This window comes from Gardnerella sp. 26-12, from assembly GCF_001660745.1.
GTDB lineage: Bacteria > Actinomycetota > Actinomycetes > Actinomycetales > Bifidobacteriaceae > Bifidobacterium > Bifidobacterium swidsinskii.
The window spans coordinates 1,892-17,562 of the sequence record NZ_LWSR01000003.1; the positions used below are offsets into that span (position 1 = coordinate 1,892).

The 15,671-nt window shown below is 40.3% G+C and carries 13 protein-coding genes; 5 read left to right on the plus strand and 8 right to left on the minus strand.

Annotated elements, in window-relative coordinates; translation table 11 throughout:
• Positions 1–99: 99 nt before the first annotated feature.
• Positions 100–240, plus strand: a complete 141-nt coding sequence (locus A5295_RS00385) for a type IIL restriction-modification enzyme MmeI (protein ID WP_064621419.1) — start codon at positions 100–102, stop codon at positions 238–240.
• A 1,082-nt stretch (positions 241–1,322) separates the two neighbouring features.
• Here A5295_RS00385 and A5295_RS00395 read toward each other — a convergent pair.
• The 6 genes from A5295_RS00395 to A5295_RS00420 all read right to left on the minus strand — a co-directional run bounded on the left by A5295_RS00395 (position 1,323) and on the right by A5295_RS00420 (position 9,726).
• Complete coding sequence (locus A5295_RS00395) at positions 1,323–3,914, minus strand: ATP-dependent Clp protease ATP-binding subunit (protein ID WP_064621420.1); 2,592 nt, start codon at positions 3,912–3,914, stop codon at positions 1,323–1,325.
• 151 nt (positions 3,915–4,065) lie between these two features.
• Entirely contained in the window at positions 4,066–5,454 is a 1,389-nt protein-coding gene (locus tag A5295_RS00400) for a DUF3027 domain-containing protein (RefSeq protein WP_064621421.1), read from the minus strand.
• Between the two features lie 17 nt (positions 5,455–5,471).
• Positions 5,472–5,861: a cold-shock protein gene (locus A5295_RS00405; protein WP_064621422.1), complete on the minus strand. Its 390-nt coding sequence runs from the start codon at positions 5,859–5,861 to the stop codon at positions 5,472–5,474.
• Between the two features lie 191 nt (positions 5,862–6,052).
• Positions 6,053–7,999: a cell wall metabolism sensor histidine kinase WalK gene (locus A5295_RS00410; RefSeq protein ID WP_064621423.1), complete on the minus strand. Its 1,947-nt coding sequence runs from the start codon at positions 7,997–7,999 to the stop codon at positions 6,053–6,055.
• A 2-nt stretch (positions 8,000–8,001) separates the two neighbouring features.
• Positions 8,002–8,742 (minus strand): response regulator transcription factor, encoded by a 741-nt coding sequence (locus A5295_RS00415; RefSeq protein WP_004111521.1) that lies wholly within the window; start codon positions 8,740–8,742, stop codon positions 8,002–8,004.
• A 78-nt stretch (positions 8,743–8,820) separates the two neighbouring features.
• Complete coding sequence (locus A5295_RS00420; protein WP_082915432.1) at positions 8,821–9,726, minus strand: hypothetical protein; 906 nt, start codon at positions 9,724–9,726, stop codon at positions 8,821–8,823.
• Positions 9,727–9,777: 51 nt separating this feature from the next.
• Here A5295_RS00420 and A5295_RS00425 point away from each other — a divergent pair, with 51 nt between their 5' ends.
• Complete coding sequence (locus tag A5295_RS00425; protein WP_004111519.1) at positions 9,778–10,071, plus strand: WXG100 family type VII secretion target; 294 nt, start codon at positions 9,778–9,780, stop codon at positions 10,069–10,071.
• A gap of 106 nt (positions 10,072–10,177) precedes the next feature.
• On the opposite strand, the gene groL is transcribed toward A5295_RS00425, so the two are convergent.
• Together groL and A5295_RS00435 are read right to left on the minus strand one after the other, a co-directional pair.
• Positions 10,178–11,803 carry a chaperonin GroEL gene (groL, locus tag A5295_RS00430; protein ID WP_012914136.1) on the minus strand — a complete coding sequence of 542 codons (1,626 nt, stop codon included), beginning with the start codon at positions 11,801–11,803 and terminating at the stop codon, positions 10,178–10,180.
• 200 nt (positions 11,804–12,003) lie between these two features.
• Positions 12,004–12,672: a LytR C-terminal domain-containing protein gene (locus tag A5295_RS00435; protein ID WP_064621425.1), complete on the minus strand. Its 669-nt coding sequence runs from the start codon at positions 12,670–12,672 to the stop codon at positions 12,004–12,006.
• 127 nt (positions 12,673–12,799) lie between these two features.
• Between A5295_RS00435 and A5295_RS00440 the strand changes: the two genes are divergently transcribed.
• The 3 genes from A5295_RS00440 (at position 12,800) to A5295_RS00450 (ending at position 15,670) form a co-directional block, all read left to right on the plus strand.
• Positions 12,800–13,516: a uracil-DNA glycosylase gene (locus tag A5295_RS00440; RefSeq protein WP_064621426.1), complete on the plus strand. Its 717-nt coding sequence runs from the start codon at positions 12,800–12,802 to the stop codon at positions 13,514–13,516.
• An 82-nt stretch (positions 13,517–13,598) separates the two neighbouring features.
• The gene (locus A5295_RS00445; protein WP_102704486.1) at positions 13,599–14,732 is read left to right on the plus strand and encodes a MoxR family ATPase; all 1,134 of its coding nucleotides are present in this window, start codon (positions 13,599–13,601) and stop codon (positions 14,730–14,732) included.
• Positions 14,729–15,670, plus strand: coding sequence for a DUF58 domain-containing protein (locus tag A5295_RS00450; RefSeq protein ID WP_064621427.1), 942 nt, complete (start codon positions 14,729–14,731; stop codon positions 15,668–15,670). Before A5295_RS00445 ends, A5295_RS00450 begins: the two co-directional genes overlap by 4 nt.
• Position 15,671 lies beyond the last annotated feature (1 nt).

A 15,671-nucleotide genomic window follows, 5' to 3' on the forward strand; every position in this document is an offset into this window, starting at 1 on the left:
GGTGAGTGTTGGGATATATAGCACAGAAAGCAATAGTTTCAGAGTACAAAAGGAAAAGTTTCATTGCACACAAGAGTTAAGAAACTAGACCAAACATACATGCCAACAGATTTGCGCAAAGCTCATGACGAGCTAGATAAAATAGTAGATGTTGCTTTTGGTGCTACAAAGCCTTGCACTAATAACGACGAGCGCCTAGAAATTCTCTTCAAATCCTATATTCACATGACTAAGGAATGAATTTAATATAAACAAACCCACAAAACTAAAAACAAATCTGTAGTTTCTACAAGTCAGGATTTATATTAAGAAGTGTTGATTGCTGTTAGCAGAGGGTCACAAGTTTTGTGTGACCTTCTAGCATATTCATTCTTCTGAAACAATACGCAGTTGAATTGTGAAACTCGTAACTGAACCTTTTATCCACATAGTTCGAAAAAAATATTGCTTTTTTTTTAAGTGAATAAACTTTATTGTGCTGTATGCAAATTTTGGGGCTGACTCTAATTTTGCATAATTTTCAAATCGAATTAAGAAAGGAAGAAAGATGAATGGGGAGAATATGGAAATGCCTCCAGTGAATAATGATAACAATAACAAGCATTTGAGTGGGCTTGGAATATCTGCGCTTGTATTGGGTATTATTAGCATTGTATTTTCTGTAGTTCCAATTATTAACAATTTGTGCATAGTGTTGGGAGTTCTAGCAATAGTTTTTGCTGGATGCTCTTGGAAATCAACTGGTAAAAAAGGACACAAGCGTGGTCATGGAATGGTAATCGCTGGTCTTGTTCTAGGTATCCTTTCAATAGTAATTACTTTATCTATGCAAGCAAGTTTTAGTGCTTCTATAGATAAAGCTAAGTCTGGCTTAGATAAAGCAAGTAAAAAGCTAGACAATATGGCAAAAGGTATTGCCAATGAGAATGCTAAAGAGATGAAGATTCAAGTTAAGGGCACTGCTCCAACTGATATTAACTTATTAGTTTCTGGTTCTAACAGCAATGAAAGCACAAATAATGGTGTTTGGGAGAAAGTCTTTACTGGCAAGGATGCTCAAAAGGATTGGACAATCATGGCATCGCCAAAAATAGACGTTGATAATCCAACGCCAGACAATTACAAAGTTGAATGTTCAATTACTGTTGATGGCAAAGAAGTGTCTCATAAGAGCGCAACTGGAACTTCTGCTAATGTAATGTGCACTGCGTCTGACATAACTGCTARGWWRTKTATAMGWKNNNAYARAATTTATTCAAACAAAAAGCCCGACGAGTTTACGCGCCGGGCTTTTAGTGTATTCAGTTAGTTATTGTGTAACTTTACTTATTCTTATTGCTATCTTCTTTAGCTGCGCTATCTTCAGACTTATTATCCTCAGATTTATTTTCTTCAGACTTATTTTCTTCAGTAGCAACAGCAGCAGTTGTGTCTATTGTCTCAAACTTTTCGCCTTTAATTGTGAACTCCCCCAGCAATCCTTCGCCTTCAGCATCCACCTTAATGTGTTCGCCGTCAGAAAGTTCACCAAGCAAAATCTTTTCAGAAATAGTATCCTCAATATCTCGCTGAATTACGCGACGCAACGGACGTGCACCAAGCAAAGGATCGAAGCCTTTCTGTGCAAGCAAATTCTTAGCGGCATCCGTAATTTCTAGAGACATGTGACGATCAAACAGCCTGTCGTTAAGCAACTTCACGTCCATGTCAACAATTTGACGAACTTCTGGCTCCGTAAGCTGACGGAACACAATAGTGTCGTCCAAACGGTTTAAGAACTCTGGACGGAAATGACGCTTAAGCTCAGAATTAACCTGATCTTTCATGCGCTGATACGTGGAATCAGCGTTATTTCCAAGTGTAAAGCCAGTGTTTGCAGCCTTCGCAATATCGCGAGTACCAAGATTGGTGGTAAGAATAATAATCGTATTCTTGAAGTCCACTTTTCTACCCTGACCGTCTGTTAAGTGACCGTCATCGAGTACCTGCAAAAGCGTGTTGAAAATATCTGGATGAGCTTTTTCAATCTCGTCGAAAAGCACCACAGAGAATGGCTTTCTGCGAACTTTTTCAGTAAGCTCGCCACCTTCTTCATATCCAACATATCCAGGAGGAGCACCGAAAAGCCTAGACGCAGCATACTTTTCTGCAAACTCTGACATGTCAACTCTGATTAAGGCATTATCGTCATCAAACAAGAAGTTTGCAAGCGCCTTGGCAAGCTCAGTTTTACCAACTCCAGTAGGACCAGCAAAAATAAACGATCCAGAAGGACGTTTAGGATCCTTCAAACCAACTCGAGCACGACGAATCGAGCGAGCTAAAGCAGACACAGCTTCATCTTGACCAACAATACGCTTGTGAAGTTCAGATTCCATTTGAAGAAGCTTCTGTGATTCCGCTTGAGTAAGCTTTACTACAGGAATGCCTGTAGTGCTTGAAACAACGGAAGCAATCATGTCTTCATCAACAACCATCTTGACGTTAGACTCGCCTTCGCGCCAAGCCTTTTCCTTCTCTGCAGCTTCATTCTCAAGCTTTTCTTGATCGTCGCGAAGATTGGCAGCTTCTTCAAAATCTTGCTGCTTGATTGCTTCATCTTTCTTTTCGGAAATCTTAGCAATCTTATGGTTTAATTCTTTGAGCTCAGGCGGCTGAGTCAAGCGCTTAATACGCAAGCGCGCACCAGCTTCATCAATAAGATCAATAGCCTTATCTGGAAGGTGACGATCTTGAATGTAACGATCAGAAAGCTCAGCAGAAGACTGTAAAGCTCCATCGGTAATAGTTACATGATGGTGATTTTCGTAGCGAGAACGCAATCCTTTAAGAATCTCGATAGTTTCAGCAATTGTAGGTTCTGGAACTTGAATCGGCTGGAAACGACGCTCCAAAGCAGCATCTTTTTCAATATACTTGCGATACTCGTCAGTAGTAGTAGCACCAATTGTCTGTAGCTCTCCACGCGCAAGCATTGGTTTAAGCATATCGGATGCACCAAGAGCTCCATCAGCAGAACCTGCTCCAACAATAGTGTGAATCTCATCAATAAAAAGCACAATATCGCCGCGTGTTTTAATTTCTTTAAGCACTTTTTTCAAGCGCTCTTCGAAATCGCCACGGTAGCGAGATCCTGCAATCATTGAACCTAAGTCTAGAGAATAAACTTGCTTATTTTTTAACGTTTCCGGCACATCGCCTTCAACGATTTTCTGTGCGAGACCTTCTACAACTGCAGTCTTACCAACTCCAGGCTCTCCAATAAGCACAGGATTATTCTTCGTGCGTCGGCTAAGTACAACCATAACGCGTTCAATTTCTTCAGAACGACCTATAACAGGATCAAGCTTTCCTTCTTGCGCTTCAAATGTTAAATTGCGTCCAAATTGATCAAGAAGAGCAGAGCCGGATTGATTTCGCTTATCTTGCACACTTCCAGCATTAGCTAACTCGCCCTTCTCGCTACCATTAGGAGCATTATCTCCACGAATTAAATCAACAGTAGTGCTTCGCAAGTCTCCAAGATCAACTTCCATCTTTATAAGTACTTGCGTGCCCACACCTTCGCCTTCGCGTATAAGCCCTAGCAAAATATGCTCAGTACCAATATAACTGTGACCAAGCTGAAGAGCTTCGCGCAAACTCAGTTCAAGCACTTGCTTAGCGTGAGGCGTAAAAGGAATATGACCAGCAGGCGAAACAGTGCCTTTGCCGATCATCTCTTCAACCTGTTTGCGAGTGCCTTCTAGGCCTACACCTTTTGAGCTTAACGCTTTCGCGGCAATGCCCTCACCTTCGCGAATAAGCCCGAGCAAAATATGCTCAGTACCAATATAATTGTGCTGAAGTGAGCGAGCCTCTTCCTGAGCTAGCACAATCACGCGTCGTGCGCGATCAGTGAACCGTTCAAACATAACTGCCTTCCGTTCTTTTCCTTCATTCCATGGTAACGAGTCGCCATGACGCGAAGCGTCGTATATATTTATTCATTCGTACAGCATTCCATAGCATCACAATAATCATGAATGATGAACCTAAATATTCATATTCTCGTTTCTTGCATAATTACTTATGTTGTCTGCGAGATTTTCTTTTATATAATCGCATTGATGTGGATGCTCTAGTTTTTGAAGTGTCTTCAGATTCTTGTGACTCTTCCACTTTTCCTGTTAACGGTATTTCTTCTGTAACAGAATTTTCGTCTACTAAGTTTACTTCTGAAGAATCAGGATAATCTGTATCTTTTTGGGATTTTTCAAATTTTTCAGATTCATTAGCTACAGTCTCTTCAATTTTTTCAGTTTGATTTTCAACTTCAATTTCGCGAWKTKTGTCATCATTATTTTCATATGATTTTTCGTCAATAGTTGAATTGTCTATTAAATCAGATTCAGATAAATTATTTTGTTCATCTTTGTCTGTTGAGGCTTCTTTTTTGTTGCGCAATTTTGAATCTAATTTTCTGCGCTTACGACGATGCATCTTACTGTCTTCGATTGCTTCCTCAATAAGCTCAACGTCTGCTCGCTCATCTCGTGGAGCTTGTTGCAAAATGTCAATATGATAATCGTCGTATGCAGGTTCAGATTGAATCCAAAGCTGCGATGGCTCAGGTGGTTCAATGTCAGAATGCTCACCACAAGCATGATCAAGCGATACAACTCGCCCATCGTCTGGGCTCCACATGTTTGCGCATACGCCAAACATAGAGCCTAAACTTCCAGCTAGAGGAATGAGGAATCCGCATGATGAACATGCTTTGCCATCGGCAATTTTTGTAGATAACGACTTTGGGCCATGTTGACCTGCGTACCAGCGTTTAGCTGTTTGCGAAATTGCTTCCGCAGTCATTACTCGTCTGCGAGACAGTCTTAGCGTTGAAACAGCTTCTTCAAGATCTTCGTCAAAATCATTATTTGCATCGCAAGATTCTTGATTTTGATTAATATCTTTTTCTGCGTTTGCGTTTGTGTCTGCATCTTCTTCGCTAGTATTAGCTTTAGCGTCATCTTCAGTTTTAGACTCAGAATAATCATCTGAATTTGCTGATTCTATATTCTTTTCAGAATTATTATCATCAATATTATTTACTTGACGGAAGCCATCTTCTAGTCGAGAATCGTCTTCAGATGTGCCAATAGAGTCCATTACAGAAAAATCACTTGGTTTCAAGCGGTCTTTCCACGGAATCCATGGTGGTGAAAGCAAAGAATTTTCAGTAGGAACAAGCGTTGATTCGTTCACGGTCCAACGTTGCGTTTCTTCATCATGATACAACGTAACTGACCACTGCCAGCCTTCATACCCAACTAAATTGCTTACGAAACGAAAGTCTGTAACTCCGTCGCCAAGCTCTATAGAAGATACAAAATCTCCTACTGCATCAGTACGTTCTGAAGTTTCCACAGCTATACTTCTAGCTAGTTCTTGTGGATCCATCACTTCATCAGTCATAAATAATATTCCAGACACTATTCCTGAACGTCAAAATTATCTGCCACTGCACGCAACAATGTAGCAAGTTTTTTGCTTTCAACAGTTGATGGGTAATGACGTCGACGCAAACCATTACCAGCAGAATCAAGAAGCTTAATAAGATCTTCTACAATAGCTGCCATATCTTCGGCTTTAGGACGAGTAGCCTTTACAAGCGATGGTGCTGTTGCAATAACATTCAAGCCCATAGCCTGTGGTCCTTTGCGACCTTCAATTACAGAAAACTCAACTCGTGTACCCTTGTGTAAAGTTTTTACAGTAACTGGCAATGCTGCTGCTGGCAAGAAAACATCCTTACCATCATCTCCAACAATAAAGCCGTACCCCTTCTGCGTATCGTACCAACGCACGCGCCCATTGGGCATAACACACCTCACTCCAAATAATTCTCATTTCGCACGCTGAAGTGCACAAGGCATAAAGTATCAGCATATGCGATAGGTTTATAGATAGTGTACCAAATATTGTTATTACTTGTTTCCTTATTACATTGTAGCGCATACACGCGGGCAATAAAATTTTTTTAACCTACGCAAGTGTTGCTAATGCCAATATTTTAATCGTTAACAATTTTAGAAGGCTCATCGATTTCATTAACTGGCAGAACTACAGTAAGAGTTAGGCCATGAGCTTTAACATCTATTTGCTCAGACCCATCCATAGTGTCATCAAGATTAGTTTTAGAATTGGTCGATGCTTCTAATGGAGAAGATATAGTTGCGCAAATAAAACCATGATGCGCTTTTACTACAGATTGCGCAATTGCCATACCCAAGCCAGTTCCACCTTTTTCTCTAGCTCTTGATGGGTCAGCAATATAGAAACGCTCAAAAATTCTAGACAATGATTCTTCTGGAACTCCAGGGCCATGGTCAACAACTCGAATTACAGCATACTTATGACCCGTATCAGTAGATTGGCTGACTTCCGCTGCTTCCAAAAACTCCTTCAGTGATTCTTTTACAGAAGGTAATTTAGATAATTCATTTGGAGTTATAGACGCCTTCATAACTCCTACTGCAATTTCTACAGGAGAATCAACAGGGGTGTATCTATGAATATTTCCTACGATATTTGTCATTACTTGGCGTAATCTAGCACCATCACCGAGTAGCGTAACAGTTGGAAGTGTACCAACATGGAATTGGAGCTTACGCTCAAAATCGCAATTTGTGCAACTCATAAGCTTCCACTCATCCGAAATAGTTAAATAGCCTTGTTGAACGGATCTAGCAGGATCAAGAGCATGTAGATCATTAGCCGCGTCAGAAAGTATTGGAGATAAGCTAACTTGCTGTGAAATATTAATTCCACGACCCTCATCAAAACGCGCCAAAGAAAGCAAATCTTCTACTAGTTCAGTCATTCTCTCGCTAGAAGCCTTAATGTGGGCAATAGAGTCATCTGCTCTCTCCTGCTCTCCTGGCATGTTGCGCCACATTGTATATAACTCAGCATATCCATGAATTGCAGCTAATGGAGTACGTAATTCATGACTTGCATCTGAAACGAATCGCTTCATTTTTTCTGTCATATCTTCTTGCTCATTAAATCCTCTTTCAATACGAGCAAGCATAGAGTTAAGAGAAGCTGCTAAAGATCCAACCTCAGTATTTTCAGGAGCAGATGGAACTCGTTTGCTTAAATCTCCAGAAGCAATTTTTGAAGCTGTTTTTTCAATTCGTTTTAACGGTCTTAAAGCTGATTGAATAATAATTGCTGAAAATACTGCTCCAAACAAAATAACTGCAATACTCACCATTATACAGTAACGAGTAAGTGTGCTAACGGTATCAATTTGATCGCTAAGAGATAAAGCAATATAGACATAACCGCTAACACTTAACTCTGAATTATAGCTATTTTTTTGACCCCACGTTAATACTAAAACTCTCCATGGAGCTGTTGCAGCCTTTTTAGTGATTGCATCGACTTTATTAGTATTCCCCTTGACAATTGCAGGTGCTGTGTAAGGCTTGTGGGTAACAATTTTTTTACTATCAAAACCGTCTGCAGGAAGTTWRRGAMMSGAAACAACCGATCCTTTAATTGGTATTAATGGAGTAGAAATAATTTTATTATGCGTATCTCTAACTTGCATAAAGTAATTATTTGGACCTACTGAAGATTGATTTGAGTTTTTCATGCGCAATGAATCAACATTGTCATAAACAAATTGCGCTTGACTTGCTAATTGTACATCAGTTTTTTCTAGCAAATAATTTCCTACGAGCTGCTGAATTGATAGTGATATGCAAAAAGCGGCTACAGTTAAAATAGCAAGAGTACATGCAACTAAACGCGTACTCAGTGGTATTGCATTTATGCGACGACGTAGCCAGCAGGTTTTACGAGGCTTTTTGTTTTTTTTGTTATTTTCACTTAGCTCTATCGCAACACTTTTTCCAGCAGTTCTAACATCTGAATCATCTTTAGAGTTATTATTTGTGCTGTTGCTAATAGTTGATTCAGCGTTATTGTAGTTATTATTACTAGATTGCATGATCAGGCTTGACCTGCCTTAGGCTCTCGAATCATATAACCGATGCCACGTTTAGTTTCAATAAGAGGAACTACTTTTTGCTGTTTTCCTGAATCATCAGTAATTTCAATGCCATCAATCTTCTTTCTTAAATAAGAAATATAAGATTCAACGATTGCTGCGTCTCCGCCCCAATCGTACTGCCATACGTGATTCAAAATCTGGCTTTTTGACAGAACTCGACCTTCATTGTCCATAAGATAATGAAGTAGTTTGTATTCAGTTGGGCTAAGTTCGATTGGCACGCCGCATCGAGTTACGTCATGAGAATCCTCGTTAATCTCAAGATCCGCAACTTTTATAATATGAGTTTCTTCATCAGGTTCTTGTGTTCTGCGAAGAATTGCTCGTATTCTTGCCACTACTTCTTCCAAGCTGAATGGCTTTGTAACGTAGTCATCTCCACCAACGGTTAGACCCATAATTTTATCTTGTGTATCGTCTCTTGCAGTTAGGAACAATACAGGAACTTTAATTCCATTTTGACGAATACGCCTCGTAACAGTAAAACCATCAATATCTGGGAGCATAACATCCATAACGATAAGATTTGGATTTACTCGTTCAATTACTTCAACAGCTTCTGAGCCGGATGCAGCAGTTTCTACTTCAAACCCAGCAAAATGCAAAGATGCTACCAAAAGTTCACGGATTGATGGCTCGTCATCGACCACGACAATAGATGCTTCAACGTTCTTACTCATATTGATTAGCATCACTTATCAAGCTGAATGTTTCCTGAATAATTGCTGAAAATAAAACAAGTTATCGAATATTTTTGTCTACCTGTGACGAGCGTGCCTTCTACGAGCTTTTCTAACACCAGCAAGTATTTGACGTTGTATGCGATTCTTTCTAAACAGAATAATCGCGACTATTGAGAATAATGCCAACAATATTAATAGCATAATAATTGTAGAAATAAGACTTGCAGAAGAAGTTGTTGACGTACGTTTTGCACGCATTATTTGTTTCATCATCATTATTGCAGATTGATCCCAATGCGTTCCAGTTGTGCTTACTAATGGCTTATAAGCTGCATCGGATAACGAGTCTACAGTATTTTTATTTTTGAGCCATTCATCGGAATTAGGCGAAACAGCTACAACTAATCTTCCATCATGAGTTGCTACTGTAAGCAGCACAGTATTTTTAGCTGGAAGCGTACTAATCAACAAATCACTAGCCCATTTTGATGGATTTTTTGTATTTCCAAAAGTAGACAAATATAAGAGCCTAACATTTACTCCTGTACGCTTTTTTGTTGTCTCAATCATGTCAGCAACTTTACTGACAGAATCCCCAAGCAAATTTTCTGTGTCTGTTATTGAGTCTGTTGCAACTATTCCAGAATTTTGCTCATTACTTTCAGCATATGCATTAATTGTATTTACTCTATTTAAAGGTGAAAATATGAGCGAATTTATTGGAAGAGTTGGAAGAATAAAAGAAAAACTAAATAAAAATGCCATTAATAAAAGCAATACGCGTTTAGCTAAAAATAGTTTTGAATGAGAATGCTGGTAGTTAAAATTTGCAATACGCGTGCAAGCTAAGCTTTTAACCACATTGGTGCATAAATCTTTTTCGTAGTTTTTTGATGGCATATATTCATAATAGCGTGACATCACACAAGTAAAAGTAGCATTATAAAAATCTTTGCTTAATTTATTTGGAATGTTTCGCAAAATAATTTATAAAAAGCGTTTATTTAGACGCAAAACAAATGGAGGGGAAATATGGCACAATTTCGAGTTGATTCAGAGCAAATTCAGCAGGCTGCGGCAGCCGTTGGAACCTCGGTTAGTGCAATTAGAGATGCAGTCAACGGGATGTATACCAATTTACAGCAATTGCAGAGCGTGTGGACTGGATCGGCGGCTACACAATTTGCGTCGACCGCTCAGCAGTGGCGAGCGGCGCAACAACAAATGGAACAATCATTAGAAGCAATTCAGCAAGCTATGCAACATGCGTCAGGAGTGTATCTTGATGCGGAAGCTCAAGCTACTTCCCTATTTGGAATGGGCTGAATAGTCTGAATAATCTAATGAAATATAAATGGCGGTATACTTTATTTGTGAGCATACCGCCATTTACTATGAGCTATTCAGCTATAAAATTTTTACAACTTTTAATTTAGTAGCCCATGTCGGCACCAGCTTGTGGTGCTGCAGCTGGTTTTTCTGGCTTGTTAGCAACCACAGCTTCAGTGGTTAAGAACAAACCTGCAATAGAAGCAGCGTTCTGTAGAGCAGAACGAGTTACCTTAACTGGGTCAGTAACGCCAGCAGCCATCAAATCTTCGTAAGTGTTGGTTGCAGCGTTGAAGCCTTCGCCTTCTGGAAGCTCACGCACCTTGTTGAGCACAACATCTCCAGAAACGCCAGAGTTCTGAGCAATCTGCTTGATTGGAGCTTCTACAGCGCGGAACACGATTGCAGCACCCGTCGCTTCTTCGCCCTTAAGCTCTGTGATTGCTTGAGACTTTTCAATCTTTGCAGCAGCCTGAACCAAAGCTACGCCACCGCCTGGAAGCAAACCTTCCTCAATAGCAGCCTTAGCGTTACGAACTGCATCTTCAATACGATGCTTACGCTCCTTAGCTTCAACTTCAGTAGCAGCGCCAACCTTAATAACAGCAACGCCGCCAGCAAGCTTAGCAAGACGCTCCTGAAGCTTTTCGCGATCGTAATCGGAATCAGTGTTCTCGATTTCTGCGCGAATCTGAGCCACGCGAGCATCAACATCTTCCTTAGATCCAGCACCAGAAACGATAGTTGTTTCATCCTTAGAAACAATAACCTTAGCTGCGTGACCAAACACAGAAGCGTCGATAGAATCGAGCTTTAAGCCAAGGTCGTCAGAAACAACCTGTGCACCGGTCAAAATAGCCATATCTTGGAGCATAGCCTTACGACGATCGCCGAATCCTGGAGCCTTAACAGCAACAGTGTTGAAAGTGCCACGAATCTTGTTCAAAACAAGTGTTGGCAATGCTTCACCATCAACATCTTCAGCAATAATAAGCAATGGCTTGCCAGACTTCATAACAAGCTCAGCGATGTGGACAATATCCTGCTGGCTTGAAACCTTGCCAGAAGTGAGCAAAATGTATGGATCTTCAAGAACAGCAGTTTGATCGTCAGCGTTAGTGACGAAGTAAGGGGAAATATAGCCCTTATCAAAGCGCATACCTTCAGTGAAGTCCAAGTCAAGACCAAACTTGTTGTTGTCTTCAACTGTGACAACACCATCCTGACCGACCTTATCCAAAGCTTCAGCGATCTTTTCGCCAACTTCAGGATCAGCTGCAGAAATCGTAGCAGTAGCAGCAATCTGTTCCTTGGTCTCAACATCCTTTGCAGAAGCAAGCAATTCCTTGACGATTGCTTCAGCAGCCTTTTCGATGCCACGGCGAAGAGCGATTGGGTTGCTTCCTGCAACAACATTCTTCAAACCTTCATGCACCAAAGACTGTGCCAAAACAGTAGCAGTTGTAGTACCGTCGCCTGCAACATCATCAGTCTTCTTAGCTACTTCCTTAACAAGTTCGGCGCCAATACGCTCGTATGGATCTTCAAGATCGATTTCTTTAGCGATAGAAACGCCATCATTTGTGATAGTTGGTGCACCGTAAGTCTTATCTAATACAACGTTGCGACCCTTTGGACCAAGTGTAACTTTAACAGTGTCTGCAAGCTTATCCAAACCGGCGAGCATACCCTGACGGGCGTCTTCCTGGTAGGCAATAATCTTTGCCATAGTTCCTCCACATACGTTATTTATGAACTTTTCACTGCAATCTTGAGTAATAAGCCGTCAGCTGCTTATTATCACTCTCAAGGCTTGAGTGCTAATTTGAAGATTAGCACTCTATGTACCCGAGTGCCAACTTTTTTGGCGTTTATACATAAAAACCGGTTAGAAAATAATTCTAACCGGTTATTTTTATGCTAAAAATATTACTTGCAAAGCACAACTACAATCGGAGAAACGATTTGTTTTTCATTTTCGACAGCACTAATACCTAAAGTCTTTGCAATATCTTCAGCTGCAGCTTTTTGTGAATCGTCTTTATACCAAACAACAGACTCGCCTGGGACTTTACCAGTTGGATTTCCAGCTGTCACATTTGCGTATCCCGCTTGCTTTAACTTATCTGCGCCAGCAGCAGCATGACCGCTTATCTTGGTTGCGTTAAGAACTTTCACAGCAACTGATTTATCTAGTGAAGTTTGCGTCTTAGAATCATTTGCTGAATTATCCTTAGAGTCACCAGCATCTTTCCTATCTGATTTATTTTCTTCAGATTTATTATCGTCGTCATCTTCGCCTTCAGAAGATTTATCTTCGTCGCTTTTAACCGACTTTTTGTTTTCAGAAGTCTTAGAAGGCGATGCTGATTGAGATAATTGTTGCTGATGATTCCAAGGCAACGGAAGATGTGAGATTTCGCCAGAAGCGATAGCCCAAACCAAAACACCAACAACCGCTGCAACAATTAATGCAACAAAATAAGGAAGTATTACGGCATACCACGCAGGATTTCCACGATGAACTCCAATCGGTCCCTCTGGTGGCTCATCAAAAGCATCAGGCGTATACGACACGTTCTGATTATTTCGCGCCATAATTGCACTCCTTATAAAATCATTTAAACAATAATGAATCTATACTATCTAATGCTTAGCACAAAGCACAAATTTAGAAAATTTGATTGATTTCCTTTTATGGTATGCCTTGACATACAGTAGCAATATGAATCCTCAAAATATTAAACCTTTAAACGAGCTAATGGATCCTGATTGGGCTGAAGCATTAAAGCCAGTTGAGCCACAAATACGCGCAATGGGAGTATTTTTGCGAGAGCAGATAGAAAGCGGACATCATATTCTTCCTGCTAGCCACAACATTTTGCGTGCTTTTTCTATTCCACTAAAAAGCATTAAAGTTTTAATTGTTGGCCAGGATCCATATCCAACGCCGGGCCATCCAGTAGGCTTAAGTTTTTGCACAGCTGCAAAAGTGCGCCCACTGCCAAAAAGTCTCATAAACATTTATAAAGAATTAGTAAACGATTTAGGTGTAGAAACTCCAAAAAGTGGAGATCTAACACCGTGGACCAGGCAGGGTGTGATGCTTCTTAACAGATGTTTAACTGTTGAGGCCGGTAAGGCAAATAGCCACCAAGGAAAAGGTTGGGAGCCTGTAACCGATGCAGCTATTCGAGCATTAAACAATAGAACTGATTGCAATGGTAATCCATTGCCGCTTGTAGCTATTTTATGGGGTCGTAATGCGCAAAGTTTGGCTCCTTTGCTGACGAATGCAACTCTCATTACTTCAGCGCACCCAAGCCCTCTTTCTGCAATGCGAGGATTCTTTGGATCGCATCCATTTTCAAGAGCTAATCAGGCCTTAATTAATATGGGAGTTTCGCCAATTAATTGGTCCCTAGATWCTCAAGAAATCTAATTGTCTTAAATATTGCAAATTATCTTATAAAGMYRWYWMWWATRCNCATYTKWSRMYATGTCAGTACTGCATATCGGTTAAAATGTCTCTTATGGCATTATTTCCACCGCAACCACAGAAGAAACCGTTAACCGATAAAACTTCAATTGCTTCTAAGCTTGGCATTGGATCAGCTGTACCTCAACCGTCTGCTGTTTCTAATGCAAGTGCGCAAGTCACTGCAACTATTTCGAGTGATGACATACGTCGTTGTCAGCAAATTGCAAATATTTTGCGCGCGCGTTTTGCACAAACTTTAGTCGGTCAAGACGCTTTACGAGAGTCTCTTATTCTTACTCTTATTGCAGGCGGACACATTCTTATTGAATCAGTACCAGGTCTCGCAAAAACTACTGCTGCTCAAACTCTTGCAACAGCTATGTCAGGTAGTTTCCGTCGTGTGCAGTGTACTCCGGATTTAATGCCAGCAGATTTAGTTGGTACTCAAGTTTTTGATTTTGCTTCCCAACGTTTTATTACGCAAATTGGTCCTATCCATGCAAATGTTATTTTGTTGGATGAGATTAATCGCTCAAATGCAAAAACTCAATCTGCAATGCTTGAAGCTATGGCAGAAGGAGCAACAACTATTGGAGGCGAAAGAATTCCTCTGCCTCAACCATTTATGGTTATTGCTACGCAAAATCCAATTGAGGAAGAAGGAACATTTAATCTTCCAGAAGCCCAGATGGATCGTTTTATGGTAAAAGCAGTTATGACTTACCCTAATCCTGACGAGGAAGTTCGTATGCTGCAATTACTTACTCAACGAGGATCGGATGTCGTTGATCCTTCAAAGCTAAATACTCAACGCATAAGTTTGCAAGATGTTGTTTTTATGCGTACTGCAGCGCGTCATATACACGTTTCTGAAGCAGTTATGAAGTATGTAGTTGATCTTGTTGCCACTTCTCGCGGTGAAGGTACGCATCCACTTCCTACGATTAATTCATTGGTTCGTATGGGAGCTAGCCCGCGTGCATCAATTGCACTTATTCGTATTGCTCAAGCTCACGCTTTACTTTCTGGACGCGATTATGTGATACCTGAAGATATTAAATTGTTTGCGCATGAAGTGTTAAGGCATCGCATACTTTTAACTTTTGAAGCTTTAGCTGATTCTATTACTACAGATCAAGTAATTGATGCATTAGTTAAGACGGTTCCTGTGCCATGATGCGTACGAAGCGGTTAGTATTATCTGAACCTGCTAAAGCCGTGCGTCGCAAAATTGAGCTTTTGGATCAGCGAATTGATTTGCCTATTGCGCGTAAAGCTTTAGGCTTATTAGAGGGAGACCATCCTTCGCACAGGCGTTTTGGCACAGGTGATGTTATTGACATACACGCATGGCAGCCAGGAGATGAAGCTCGCATGATGAACTGGTCTGCGAGCGCTCGAACTGGACAGCCTATGGTGTCTTCTAGAGAGCGTACTTCGTCTTCTCATACTTGGATTGCTTTAGATACAAGCATAAATATGAATGGAACTTGTGTTTCTGGAGAATCTCTGTATGAAGTTGCGTCTAATTCTGCATGCTTTTTTGCGTCTTTGAGTTTAAAACGTCATGATGCTGTTTCGTTGTTGTGTGCAGATGGAAAAAATGTTATCAATGTTCATGCTGCTAGCAACTTTTCTGATTTTGAGCGAAATCTAGATTATACGTTGCTTAATACTCGTAAAAATACCAGAGATATTGATGCGTTGCTTACTTCGCTACTAAAAAATATTGACAATAATGGTCTGGTAGTTTTAATAACTGATGAGTATGCATTACAAGCTCATAACGCTGAATCTTTGCGCAAAATTACGCAAAACCATAAGCTTGTTGTTATTGTTATTTCTCCTATTAATCCTTTTGATTCTGCAATTGATTTGCAAATATTTGATGGAATTACTTTACGTAAAGTACCGGCGTTTTTGAAAAAAGAATCAAATAAAAATGAAGTTGAAGCTCGTAGAAATATTAGAATAAACGCTTTATACGATATGCTGCTTGGTGTTCAATCTTCAATAATTCATGGTTCTTCAAGTGAAGAAGTTTTCCATATTTCTGCGCAAAAAGTGAGCCGTACAAATTATCTTGCTGACTCATTTAGCAAGGAGGTTGAATAGA